This is a genomic window from Photorhabdus cinerea, from assembly GCF_011189575.1.
GTDB classification, from domain to species: domain Bacteria; phylum Pseudomonadota; class Gammaproteobacteria; order Enterobacterales; family Enterobacteriaceae; genus Photorhabdus; species Photorhabdus cinerea.
In genome coordinates, this window is sequence record NZ_PUJW01000001.1 from 114689 (window position 1) to 128756 (window position 14068).

General features: G+C 51.2%; 4 protein-coding genes. All 4 read left to right on the forward strand.

The window, feature by feature from the left end; translation table 11 throughout:
* Window positions 1-45 precede the first annotated feature (45 nt).
* Window positions 46-4158 carry a type I polyketide synthase gene (locus C5469_RS23385; protein ID WP_242689338.1) on the forward strand — a complete coding sequence of 1371 codons (4113 nt, stop codon included), beginning with the start codon at window positions 46-48 and terminating at the stop codon, window positions 4156-4158.
* On the forward strand, window positions 4140-6713 hold the full coding sequence (locus tag C5469_RS23390; RefSeq protein ID WP_242689339.1) for an SDR family NAD(P)-dependent oxidoreductase: 2574 nt from the start codon (window positions 4140-4142) through the stop codon (window positions 6711-6713). Before C5469_RS23385 ends, C5469_RS23390 begins: the two co-directional genes overlap by 19 nt.
* A 71-nt stretch (window positions 6714-6784) precedes the next feature.
* The gene (locus C5469_RS00435; protein ID WP_242689340.1) at window positions 6785-11056 is read left to right on the forward strand and encodes a hotdog fold thioesterase; all 4272 of its coding nucleotides are present in this window, start codon (window positions 6785-6787) and stop codon (window positions 11054-11056) included.
* Between the two features lie 4 nt (window positions 11057-11060).
* Window positions 11061-14066 carry a PfaD family polyunsaturated fatty acid/polyketide biosynthesis protein gene (locus C5469_RS00440; protein WP_166300847.1) on the forward strand — a complete coding sequence of 1002 codons (3006 nt, stop codon included), beginning with the start codon at window positions 11061-11063 and terminating at the stop codon, window positions 14064-14066.
* Window positions 14067-14068: the final 2 nt, after the last annotated feature.

A 14068-nucleotide genomic window follows, 5' to 3' on the forward strand; every position in this document is an offset into this window, starting at 1 on the left:
TGTGTGTTGTGCATGGGATTATTTAACTTAAAGCGTGAGGAGTATATGTCTGAGACATATTCAATGTATGGTAAGAAAGATCGGGGCGATATTGCTATTATCGGAATGGCTAGCCATTTCCCCGATGCTTCAAATTTGCATGAGTTCTGGGAAAATATAATAGCTAAAAAAGACTCTTTGACCGATATTACCACTGTGTCAGAGGTAGAATATTGGAGTAAAGAAGATTTTTATCACCCAGATGCATCGGTTGCAGACAAAACATATAGTCACAAAGCTGGTTTTGTTCCTGCCATTGATTTTGACCCAGTGGAATTTAAAATTCCACCGACTATCATTGATTCAATCAGTACCATCCAATTATTTTCATTGTATGTGGCCAAACAGGCAATGCTGGATGCCGGATTAATTGGCCAGGAAAATAAGTGCGTGAACCGAGATCGTATCGGCGTTATTTTGGGCGGCGGCGGTAATGGCAATACCTTATTCTCGCTGGCGGCCCGCCAGCAAACCCCGTATCTGCGTAAAATCATGATCAAGTCCGGCTTATCAGAGGAGGTTGTGGACGAGGTGATCGACCGGGTGCATGATTCATGCCTTGAATGGAATGAGGACAGTTTACCCGGCTTTCTCGGTAATGTGGCCTGCGGTCGTATCGCCAGCCATTTTGACCTTGGAGGGACGACCTACATGGTGGATGCTGCCTGTGCGAGCAGTTTGGCGGCGATCAAAGCTGCCATTGGTGAGCTTAATTCAGGCAGCTGTGATGTTGTGTTGACGGGGGGAGTTAATCTGGAGAACTCAGCGTTCTCTTTTGTCTGTTTCAGCAAGACCCCGGCACTGTCGAAAAGCAACTTGTCACGTCCTTTTGATCGTGACTCTGATGGCATCATGCTCGGTGATGGTGTGGGTATGCTGGTGTTGAAACGTCTGAAAGACGCCGAGTTGGATGGTGACAAAATCTATGCAGTGATCAAATCGATTGAAGCATCTAGCGATGGTAAAGCAAAAAGCATTTTTGCCCCCCGTTACGAAGGCCAGGTAAAAGCACTTAAGCGTGCTTATGCCCGTGCCGGACTCACTCCAGCAGATATTCAACTGATCGAGGCGCATGGCACCGGGACAGCTACCGGTGATAATACAGAACTAAAAAGCCTGCGTATGGTCTTTGATGAATACAAGATGGCGGCTAAATCAGTGGCTATAGGCAGCATTAAGTCACAGATTGGGCATACCCGCAGTGCGGCGGGGGCTGCATCAATGATTAAAACGACGCTTGCACTGTACCATAAAGTATTACCTCCCACGATCAACGTCAGTCAGCCTGACGAAATGCTGTCCGGGGATAATGGACCATTCTATATCAACAATGAGCCTCGCCCTTGGTTACGACCCCTCAACGGTGCACCGCGTCGCGCGGCTCTCAGTGCTTTCGGTTTTGGAGGAACCAATTTTCACGCGATTCTGGAAGAGTATGAGCAGGAGCCGCGTGGTGCCTATCGCTTGAATGGACAAGCAGTCACGTTGCTGTTCTGCGACGAGACCCCTGAACAATTGTTGGTCCGATGTGAGGCGGCGCTAGCACGCTTTGGCAGTGCGTCGTCTGTTGGGCAGGTGTTACGTGAGCATCTTGCACACCAGGATCTTAATGGGCTACAGCCTCATCAAGCGCGTTTGTTGTTTGTTGCCACGTCGGGCGCACAGGCGGCGGAGCTTATGGCGGTGGCGGTGAAACAGTTAAAACAAAAGAGTGAAAGTGGCTGGGAACACCCACTGGGAATTTACTACCAGCCCTCGGCGAAAAACCTGGCTGGCAAAGTGGTCGCGTTGTTCCCGGGGCAGGGATCGCAGTATGTCAATATGGGTCGTGATATTGCCAATGATTACCCTGAAATGCGTCAGGCGCTGGAAGCTTTGGATGCAATAGCGGCCAACGAGCGCGGCCAAGGGGTGTCACACGTGATTTATCCCACTCCGGTGTTTTCCGATGCTGAGCGGCAGCAACAAAACGCTATTCTGACCGATACGGCTAATGCCCAACCGGCATTGGGGGCTATCAGCGCCGGCTATTTTACGATTCTGAAAGAGAGTGGCTTTAACCCTGATTTTGTTGCCGGCCACAGCTATGGTGAAGTTGCCGCTTTATGGGCAGCTGGTGGGCTGTCTGATGCTGATTTTTACCGTGTGTCACTGGCGCGGGGAATGGCTGTGGCGTCTGCTGCCGATGTTCAGGGATCAGACGCGGATGCTGGGGCAATGCTGGCGGCGTCGTTAACACCAGAGCAACGTGAAAATATACTCAAACGCTACCCGGAGATTACCGTTGCTAACGATAACTCCGCCTCGCAGGTGGTGCTGGCTGGGGCTACAACGTTGATCCACCAGCTACATGATGAACTGAAGGCCAGACAGATCCACTGTCGCCTTTTACCCGTGTCAGCTGCGTTTCACACTGAATTTATCCAGTCGGCTTATACGCCATTCCGTGAATACTTGAAGCAAATCAACTTTCAGTCACCTCAATGCTCACTGTTTTCAAGCGCGACGGCGGCGCTTTACGGTAAGTCGCCTGCGGACATTGCTAGCCTGCTAGCGAAACAATTGGTTATGCCAGTGCGATTCCGCGAAACGATAGAAACCATCTATCAGCTCGGTGGCCGCCTGTTTGTCGAAATTGGGCCAAAAGGGGTATTGAGTAAGTTGGTCGCGGATATCCTCAATGGCAGGGAGCACAGTATCATCTCGGTTAATACCAGTGATAAAGGCGAGGAGAGGTTACAGTTGGCTCGGGCTCAGGCTAGGTTACTGGCAGAGGGAGTCAGGTTAAATGTCCTGGATCGGCATGCCCGTGTACAACCGCCATCGGAGGAAAAAACCAACCATCTGACTTTCAGGCTCAGTGGTGGTTTTTTCATGTCAGATAAGAATCAGGCACGGCGCGAACGTGCGATGCGTGACGGCGACACCGCTGTAGTGGAGCGGTTCATTGCCAATCGTGCGCCTGTGGCAGCACCAGTCATCACCAGACCGGCATCAGCGTCTATGGTACAGACGGGATCGCCAAAGGGGCCAGCTCCATTCTTACAACGAAGCACGTCAGTTGCAATTCAGAAGCGAGACAATCCTATGGAACAGAATAATCAATTGAATGAGCACGAGGGGGATAACAATTTGGATGGACTGTTGCAGGCGCAGCGGGTCATGAGCCAACTGCATGAGCAGTTTCAGACCAACCAGAAAGAGTATATCCAACTACTGGGGTCATTGTTGAACAAGCAATATACCCTGTTGGAAAAGTTCCAGGATCACCAGAACTTGCCGAGCATGTTGTCCAGTCTGGGGCAAAGCGTGCAGTTGCTGGAAAAAAACCTGGAGTTGTATCACTACAACCATGAGCGATATTTTGCTACTCAGCAGAGTTTGTTTCAGTCAGGGCAGACCGTACAGCCGGTGATTTCCGTTGTAGCGCCTAAGGCACCCCCCGTCGCGACGGCTCCGGTTATGAAGGAAATTGCCGTGCCGCGCCCGGCCATGCCTGTTACCCCTTCCGTGCCAGTGGTGAATCAGTCAGTTACATCGGCTAAACCCAGCGTAGGTGACCCGGAACTGGAAAAACAAATCAAACGCTTAGAACAAATTACTGCGGCAAAAATCATTGGCAAATTGGTTGTCATTGTCAGCGACAAAACCGGCTACCCGCAGGATATGATAGATGCGGAAATGGATCTTGAGGCTGATCTTGGCATTGACTCTATCAAACGTCTGGAAATTTTCGGCGCGATGTTTGATGCTTTTTCCGCAGACACCGGCATTTATCACGATGTGTTGAAGAACACCTATCTGGAAGCCTTTGATATCGAAGTACTGAGTAATATCAGTAAGATCTCTGTGTTCTTTAAACAGATGAACGATGAGATTATCGCCGATATTCGTCGTAAAAATTCGGGCGATGTACCGATAGAGGAAGGGTCGGCGTCGAAGGATTCCTTGATTGGCGACAATGCTCGTGAATTGGGTAACGGCCGGACTCAGAATGGCCTGCGAGCGTCAGAAGGGGGGAAGGCAGAAGCACAGTTACGCACATTGGGCTTCGTGACTTCAACTTCCTCTGTGACAAAGGCCGACAGTGCAAAAAAGTCTTGGCTGAATCGCAACTGAGCGTTATGCCTGCGGTTCAGCCTATTTTTGCCGAAGAGATCGCGTCAGTTGAACATCAGGTTGCACGTTATACTGTGATATCACAGTCGTTACCGGCCCCGGATTGTTACCTGCTGGCGTTTGCGTTGTCGCGGCATTGGCTGGTGGTGAACGAGGGCAAAACAGCCGTCGATGAAGTGGTTAAGCAGCTGAAACAGCAGGGCCAGCAGGTGTCGGTACTGACTCTGGGAGCGGGTATAGCAAGAAATGAAAAATGTGCCAAAACTACCAGATACTACGTTCTGAACTGCGCTGATGAAGCCACATTAGATGTGGTAATCAGTGAAATTGAACAGGAGCAGGGGCAGATCGATGGCGTGATCTACCTTCAGTCGCCACGGCAGAGCGTGAAAACACTGCCTAAGGTATTCAGCGCGCAGGGTTATCTCTCGATTGAAACCACGTTCCTGTTGGCTAAGCGTTTGCAGGGCAGTTTGAACTGTGATGAAAACCACGTGGGTTACTTCTTTGTCGTCGTCCGAGGGGATGGTGCACTGTCAACATCGGACAACAATGGGCTGTCTGAGGTGGTTGCCAGCGGGATCAGCGGCTTGACCAAATCACTAAATATTGAGTGGAAAAACGTATTCTGCCGTACTCTCGACATCGACGTTTGGGTGGAACCGAGTGATGTTGCTCAGATCCTGATTGAAGAACTACAGGATAGCTGTACCGATTTGGCTGAAGTTGGTCGTGGTGTGAATGGCGAGCGGATGACGTTGGTGCTGACGCCTGCTACGAAGGCACCCGTTGATGCACCACTCTTGGTCAGCCGTGAAGATGTTTTTGTGGTGACCGGCGGGGGACGCGGCATCACGGCTCAATGTGTCATTGAGATAGCCAAACGCAGTCAGGCACGTTTTATCCTATTGGGAAGAACTGATTTAGATGCGCCTTTGCCAACGTGGGCACAGGGTACCACTACGCTCGATGAGCGCAAGGTAGCCGCGATTGCTTATCTACGATCCCAGCAGCTCCAGCCTACGCCGGTGAAGATCGACACTATGCTGAGTGGGTTGGTACATGCTGATGAGATTCACCAAACTTTGCTAGAGATTATGCAGGTTGGAGGCAAAGCCCGTTACCTGCACTGTGATATTACTGATGTGCTGCAGGTTGCGTCGGCGATTGCTGAGGCACAACAGGCATTTGGACCAGTGACCGGTATCATTCACGGCGCTGGCAACCTGGCGGACAAGTTTATTGAGAAGAAAACGCTGGATGATTTACGCTCGGTGTTTGACGCTAAGATCAAAGGGTTAGAAAACCTGTGCCGGGTTGTGGATATCGCTAGCTTGCGCCATGTGGTGCTGTTTTCATCCGTTGTTGGTTATTTTGGCAATGCCGGGCAAACCGACTATGCGATGGCCAATGAAACCCTGAATAAATTTGCTTACTTGCCGCTGAAAGGAGACAACAGCCTAGTCATCCGTGCCGTCAACTGGGGACCGTGGGACGGAGGTATGGTCAACGACACATTAAGACGCGCTTATAGCGCCCGCGACATAGTGATCATTCCTGGTAGCGTGGGAACCCGCTATTTCGTACAGGAGTTTATTGATACTGAGTCTAAGCAGGTGATTGTTGGTGGTGAAAACTACAAGGTTATGCATCGAGTAAAATCACTGCCGGATGTGGAGCAAGTTAAGCGTTTTCTAACGCTGCAAGCCAACCCATTCCTGTATCACTATGTTATCAACGACAACTCGGTATTGCCTGCCACCGCAGCTATCAGCTGGATGACGCGTATCTGTGAAGAGCGTTTTCCAGGCTACCAGCTTCAGGACGTGGTGGATTTCAGTGTATTGCAGGGGATTGTGTTTGATGGTACCCAGCCTGGCGACTACACCGCAGTGTTGACGCCCAACTGTAGCTATGTACGCGGGGATGAGAGGCTGGTGGTAGATATTGCCATCACTAGTCAGCAGGAAAAAGGCATGATCAAACACTATCAGGCCACGCTATTCCTCTCCATCCACTGCCGGGCTACGGTCTGCGAAGAGTTTCGTACCGATTTGAACACTCAGATTGCCCAGACGTATCCTTTATACGGTGATATGCGTCAGGGCAGTATGTTGTTCCACGGCAGCATATTTCAGGGAATACGTCAGGTTATCCATATTGATGATCAATATCTGATATTGAAATGCCGACTGGATGACATAGCGCCTGAATTACAGGGACAATTCCCGGTTAATTCCTTCAACCTGTTTATTAATGATGTTGCTTTGCAATTGCCCTTATTCTGGCTAATGCAACGCTTTGATGAAGCAGGTTTGCCATGCGCAATTGGTAAAATTGAACAATATGCTACCTTGACATTTGGTGAGGAATTCTATGCCGCTATGCGAATTAATACCAAAACTGCCCGAGAGCTGGTTGCCGATATTACCTTACATAACTCAATGGGGAATATTTACAGCCGCTTGCATAATGTCAAATTTACCGTCTCGGCTGCGTTGAGGGAATTATTCACCCAAACCGACTCGAAACAGGTGGAAAAAAACACAAGCTAATCTTTCCGGGTAAAACGAAATCAGTCTGGTATGCACCTGAGGGCAGCCGTTGCGCTCAGGAAAATTTTGTCATGCTTAGGAGTTACTCTGTCATGGAAAATATTGCCATTGTGGGGTTGGGTTGTCTGTTTCCTGAGGCAGATACCATTGAAAAATACTGGGAAAACCTTTGCCTGAGAAATGATAGTGCAACCCCGCTGTCTGCTAAGGAACTCGGTGTCGATCCTGCACTTTATTATCATCCCATTTCAGGCACTGTTGATAAAATAAACTATAACCGAAATGGGCATATTCGCGATTTTCACTTTGATGCGAAAGGCTATGCGCTACCTGAGAATGAAATACTTGCTTTGGATAATTTGTTTAAATGGACGATTTATGCAGCTGCAAAAGCGCTGAATGATAGTGGATATCGAGATAAGCAAGCCGTGTTAAAAAAGACAGGGTTGTTAATTGGTAACATAGGTATGCCGACGCACAGCGGTAAACGTTTGATGAGTCCGTTTTACCATCGTTTATTAACGCCATATGTCCAGCAATTAATTGGACGTCCTGATTTCGGCTTTGATCAATTTTGGCCGGAAGAGGTGCATTCAGACCTTAACCTGATAACCGGTGGACATAATGCCACCATCGCTGCTCAGGCATTGGGCTTGCAGGGGCCGAGTTATGCTCTGGATGCCGCCTGTTCATCGGCGCTTTACGCGATAAAAATGGCGGCGGATTACCTTGCCAGCGGCAAGGCAGAGATGATGCTGGCCGGTGCTGTTTGCCATGCCGACCATATCTATGTTAACCAAGGGTTTAATGTTTTGCGGGCTTTCCCGGACGGTGGTGCCTCGGTGCCTTTTGACCGCACTTCTGAAGGGTTGAAAGCCGGTGAAGGGGCTGGCATTGTGGCGATTAAACGCTATACCGATGCCATTCGCGACAATGACAAAATTTATGGCGTAATTGAATCGATTGGTTTATCCAATGATGCTGGTGCCAAGCATATTTTGGTACCAGACATCAACGGGCAGCGATTGGCACTGGAGCGTGCCTACCGCAACAGCAGCCCGGAGATCGACTACCTCGAGTGCCACGCTACCGGCACTCCGGTAGGAGATCAAATCGAATTGGCGACGGTCGAAGCCTTCTTTGATGGCGTGAAAAAGAGGCCACTATTGGGGGCTAACAAGGCCAACAATGGCCACATGCTGACGGCATCTGGCATGGGTAGCCTGTTGAAGGTGATCCTGGCCATGCAGCACGATTTGATTCCAGCGACCCTTGGCGTTCAGCAACTGGTAACTACGCCGGCCAGTCAGATTGGTTTGGAACATGTGGTCCGTAGTGCTCAGCCGTGGCCTGCCAATGGCCGACCAAAGCGCGCTGGGATTAATGCGTTCGGCTTCGGCGGTGTCAATGCTCATATGGTGATCAGTGAAGATCATCCACGGCTGCGTGCTACACAAAGCGAATCCTGGCGTCCGCTGGCGCTTGAGCCTCTGGCGCTGGTGGGTGTGGGCGTACACTTGGCGCAGACGGAAGATACCGATACCTTGGATCAAGTGGTACAGCAGGGGACACAGCATTTGTATCCATTGCCGCTAACGCGTTGGCAGGGTATCGAACAGCGAGCTGATGTGTTGGCGATGCGTGGGGTAGAACAACCGCCGCTTGGCTCCTACATTGAGAAATTTGAATTCGATTGCAAACGTTTCAAACTACCACCGAATGTAGTCAGTCCATATCTGCTTTCCCATTTGTTTTTATTGCCAGTGGCCGAGCGAGCTTTTTTCGATGCGGGTTATGCGCTGGATGGCAGTAAACGTAACATTGCCGTGATTGTGGCCGGTGGGGTGGACTATGGCAGCCTGCGTAGTCAGGCGCGCAATGAAATTGGCTGGCAATTGGAACAAAGTCTGCGCAGCCATGGCATCGAATTACCTGATACCGATGTGCAGGCGTTACAAACCATCCTGAAGGATAGTCTATGCCTAACTCCGTATCCTGAAGGCATTACCGGGGGGATTGGTAACGTGGTAGCGAGTCGGCTTGCCGCACATCTGCACCTGAATGGCCCGGTGTTTTCGTTGTACAGCGAAGAAAGTGCGCCGTTCAAAGCTTTTGAGTTGGCACAATTTTTACTCGCCCGCCAACAGGTCGAGGCCGTGATTGTTGCCAGCTGTAGTTTTGCCGGCGGGGTGGAAAATGTCCTATGGGATCATCAGTCATGTCAGGCAAATCAGGCGGTGGGAGATGGTGGCGGTGTCGTGGTACTGCGGCGTGAACAGGATGCTCTGCGTGAGTCCACCCCTATTTATGCCGTGGTTGAAGGTCTGGCAATCGGTCATGCGGTGGATAGCCAACTGGCGTTTAGAATCGATGAAGATGAGATGATTGCGGCGGCGGTGCAGGGACTGGCGGCAGCGGGTTGCACAGCGGAACAGATCGACTACATTGAAGTTTACGCCGGTGGCCGGCCTGATGAGATTGCCACCGAGTTGGCTGCATTGGACTGGGTGTATGCCTCGCCGCAGCGTCAGGTACCGCTGACCCTCGGTACATTGAAGGCGCACTATGGTCATCTGTCGGCGGCTAATGGTTTGTTGGGAATTATCAAGGTAGCGTTGCAACTAACCCAGCGTTATCTGCCGGCGTTGCCCGATTATGCACAATCCACTCAGTTGGTGTATAACGCCGGAGATCATTTTTCCCTGCCAAGGCAAACACAGTTCTGGTCACAACCGGCACAGGGATTGCGGCGTGCGGCGATCAACCATATTGGTATTGACCGTGCTTATAGTCATATGATCCTGAGCGAACCACAGAATGGCGTCCGCGCCCGGCCCGCGAAAGCCACAGCACCGGCTACGGAGGGGTTGAAAGTCACGGTTTATACCGCCGGGGAGAAAACGCTGGTTGATTTCATTATCAATGAGACTAATCTGGCACGCTTCTCCGGCGCGGTGAATATCGCGACGAACCCTGATACTCAGATAATCCCTGCGGCTACTGTGCTTAAGTACCTGGTGCGCAATGCGCAAACTCAATTGCAGTATCTGCGCCTTGAACACTCCTATTATCAGTTAATTAATCTTATCCTCAATGAGCATCCTCCCGCTGCCAGTGTGCCATTGTTTGATGAGCGTCAGATTATTGAACTGACTGACGGTTTAGTGTCGAATGTGCTGGGAGCTGAGTATGCCAAGGTGGATTGTTATCCGGTACGTACCCGCATGCCATCTCCACCTTACCTGTTTGTCTCGCGCATTACCGCATTGTCAGCGGTTAAGGATCGGCTTGAGCCTTGCTACATTGAGTGGGAGTACGACATTCCTGTTGATGCTTGGTATGTGGTGGACGGTAAGGCTCCGGATTTTATCGTCCTGGAATCGTCCCACGCGCTGATAGTGGCTTTCACCGTCATCGGCTGCGACCATCTATTCAAAGGGCAATTGGGTTACCGTGCGGTAGACAGCCAAACTACTGTATACAGCGAGATGCCGAAGGTGGGCGAGGTGTTGCGTGGCCGGGTCGATATTAAGTCCTGCGTGCGCGCTGGAGGCATGGTCTTAATTGCCTATGAATACTACTGCTACGTCGGTGAGCGTCTGGTGTTAAAACAGGAGGCTAACTCGGGCTTCTTCACTATGCGCGACATTGCCAAAGTCAGGCAGATAGATACCGCGCCGTATTTTGCCGCAGCAAAACTGGCCAAGCCCTTCACTCCGCCGCTGCGTTGTCAGCGCCAACGCTTTGACGAACAGCATATTAACGCCCTGATGCAAGGGGACCTCGCCACCTGTTTTGGCCCGCAATATGCTTTTGAAGGTGCTGGCAGACTTTTTGCGCCACATTCACGCATGCTTAGCCGGGTACTGGATGTTGACCTGTCCGGCGGGCCTTTTGGCTTGGGGGAGGTGATCGGTGAAGTGGATATTGATCCCGAACATTGGGTATTCGAGGTGCATTTCAAGAACGATCCGATCATGCCAGCCACGTTATTGGTTGAAGGCTGTGAACAACTGATGCAGTTCTACCTATATTATCTGGGGCTGGAGTCGCAAAGCGATTTGGTCTCCCAAACACTGTATAACCTTCAGTACAGCGCCAAATTCCGTAGTGAAGTAAAGCGTGAACGCGACGTATTACGTTATCGTCTGACCTGTAAATCGATTGATGCACAGTACCAAGATAATAGCACCACCTTGACGGCTATCTCGCTGATCTTTATTGCTGAAATCATCTATCGCGGCAACGTCATTGGTTTGTGCGATAACCTGGGGGTAGGCTTTACCCGGCGCCTGTCTCTGCCTTCCACTTCTTCTACAATGTTGTTGACACAGGGAGCATGAAAAAATGCGTTATCGTTTGTCTGTTAACCAATCCGCTAGCCAACGCCCAGCGTCTGCGCTGCCGCTGGGTTCCGCCAGTTTGTATGATCTTGACCACGCTCTGCAAGTAGTGCAATTAGGTGACGGGGTGGCGCTGTTACCGGCTAGTGAGCCACTTCCCTCCGAGCAGGCGGTTGTGCTCGGCATGTTACCGGCGGTAACGGAAGTCGATTTGGGGGATGATAGCTTCCGCCGGGATTATGGTGTACGCCTGGCCTATTACGCTGGGGCTATGGCAAATGGTATTCATTCAGAAGAGATGGTGATCGCCTTAGGTCAGCAAGGTATCTTGGGCATTTTTGGCGCGGGCGGGTTGAGTATTTCGCGCATTACTGAGGCTATTACCACGCTACGCCAGCACCTGCCAAACGGGCCATTCGGTGTCAACTTACTTCACACTCCCAGCAATCCGGAGTGGGAAATGGCTTGTGTGCGGCTGTGTCTGGAGCAGCAGGTCAGGGTGATTGAGGCTTCGGCTTATATCAACTTGAGCACAGCGTTGGTGTACTACCGTGCTTGTGGGCTGACGCAGCAACAAGATGGCAGCATCCTGCGTCAAAATCGCATCATAGCTAAGGTATCACGCCGTGAGGTTGCCGAGCGTTTCTTGCGTCCGGCACCGGAAAACATCCTGAAAAAACTTCTGGCTGAGGGGGTGATTACCGCAGTGCAGGCAGAGCTGGCGCGTCAGGTGCCGATGGCAGATGACATTACCGTAGAAGGGGACTCTGGCGGCCATACTGATCAGGGGGTGCTGTCCTGCATCTTTCGCTCTATAGCGCAGCTACGCGATGATGTTGAGCGCGAGTCTTGCCTCGGTTTCCGGGTACGGATTGGGGCAGCAGGTGGTTTGGGAACCCCTCACGCTATTCTGTCTGCCTTTGCCCTCGGCGCGGCGTATGTGGTGACTGGTTCAATAAACCAGGCTTGTGTGGAAGCCGGCACCTCTGAGGTGGTAAAACAGATGTTAGGCAAGGCGCAGATAAGCGACGTGGCGATGGTGCCGTCGGCAGATATGTTTGAGTTGGGCGCTAAAGTACAGGTGCTGAAACTGGGCAATATGTATGCGATACGCGCCCAGAAACTTCAAGCGTTGTATAAGCAGTACGACAGTCTGGATGCGCTCCCGGAGCAGGATGTGGCCCTGTTGGAAAAACAGATCTTCCATAAGCCGCTGTCTGATATCTGGCAGGAAACGTTGGCCTATTTCCAGCGTTGCAACTTGCCGGCGGTGGTTGAAAAGGCGGAGCAGCAGCCAAAGAAAAAAATGGCTCTGTTGTTCCAGTGGTATCTCGGTCAGTCATCACGTTGGGCGATAAACGGTGAAGAGACACGGCATATTGATTACCAGATTTGGTGCGGTTCGTCGATGGGGGCGATGAACGAATGGTTACAGGGCACGCCACTGGAGGATGTGGCTCAGCGCAAGGTGGCAGAACTCGCTCACCTACTGATGAGTGGAGCCGCTTACCTGACACGCATTGCACTGCTTGAGCTTATGCACGTCACGCTTCCGGAGTCGGTTAAGCAGTACATGCCGTTTAACTTATCCAAAGATGCGGACCATACCAACGGTAATTTGACATCACAAACACAGGTGGAGGGTAAGCAACCTATGGATACAGCAACAAAACTGTCATTGGAAAGTTCAACAGAATTTTATAAAAAGTGCTGTGATCTGTTACCTGGTGGCAGCCATTACAACTTTGGCGATCCTGAACGGCCATTGGTGATCCCGTTCAACCGAGGACGCAACTCGCGCATTTGGGATTTGGATGGTAATGAACACCTCGATCTGTTCTGTAAGTTCGGTGCGCTGTTTGTTGGCCATCATAACGAAGCCTACAATGAGTCGCTGATCCAGCACATGGGTAAGATCACGTCGGTGGATACTTGCGATCTGGAAGTGGATGTGTGTGAAACCATGGTGAAACATATTCCCTGTGCCGAGATGGTTCGCTTCTGCCTGAGTGGCACTGAGGCGGTACAGAACGCGTTACGTCTGGCTCGTGGCTTTACCAGCAAAAATCGTTTTATCCGTTTCCACGGTCATTACCACGGCAGTGCTGATAACATCATGGGGTGGCGGAATAAGCAGGATCTTCACTATCCGGTGCCGGAGCAATTCCAGGGCGACTTGCTCGATACCTGTGGACGAGCGACCGGCTCGATTACTGAGCAATCCTTTATGCTGCCGTGGAATGACATCGACGTACTCACGGCCACTATTGAGCGCTATCACGACGAAATCGCCGCGGTGCTGATGGAGCCTATCTGCCTCAACGGTGGTGGCATTTTCCCGCGTGAAGGTTATCTGGAAAAGGCCAAGGCGTTGTGTGAAAAATACAATATTGTGCTGATTTTCGATGAGATTATCACTGGTGTGCGCTTGGGACTCGGTGGTGCACAGCAACTGTTGGGTGTTACCCCGCATCTGGCGACTTTTGGCAAGGCGTTGGGCGGTGGTGCAATGCCGGTTTCCGCCATCGTTGGCCGCCGTGACATCATGAACTTGTATACCCGTGGCAAGGTGATCCATGCCGGTACTTTCAACGGTTATCCGCTGGGGCTAGCGGCTATCAAGGCAACCCTCTCACTGATTGAGCGTGATCCGGGCTGCTACGACCGTATGGCTGACATTACCCGCCAACTTTCCAACATCTTCGTCAAGGCGGCTGAAGCGGTTGATTTGCCTCTGGTGATTCAGGGCATGCCAACCGCGCTGGTGTACCACTGTCAGCAGGAGCCGGTTGAGCGATCCCAAGACTACAGCGATAAGGTAAAGTTTTGCGACATCATCATCCGCGAGACCGCCAAGCACTATGGCATCCAGTTCTCACCGTTATCGCGTATATATTCTAACGTGTTAATGTCGCAGGATGATGTGCGCTTCTTTGAAGAACGTATCTTCGATGCCATGGCGAACGCCCGCAAGATCATCGACATCACTTTTAAAGAAGGGGCAGATTGAGT

Excerpts from the sequence above, each read along its gene's own strand:
- C5469_RS00440 (WP_166300847.1), top strand. The coding sequence starts at position 11,061 with ATGCGTTATCGTTTGTCTGTTAACCAATCCGCTAGCCAACGCCCAGCG.
- C5469_RS00435 (WP_242689340.1), top strand. The coding sequence starts at position 6,785 with ATGCTTAGGAGTTACTCTGTCATGGAAAATATTGCCATTGTGGGGTTG.
- C5469_RS23385 (WP_242689338.1), top strand. The coding sequence starts at position 46 with ATGTCTGAGACATATTCAATGTATGGTAAGAAAGATCGGGGCGATATT.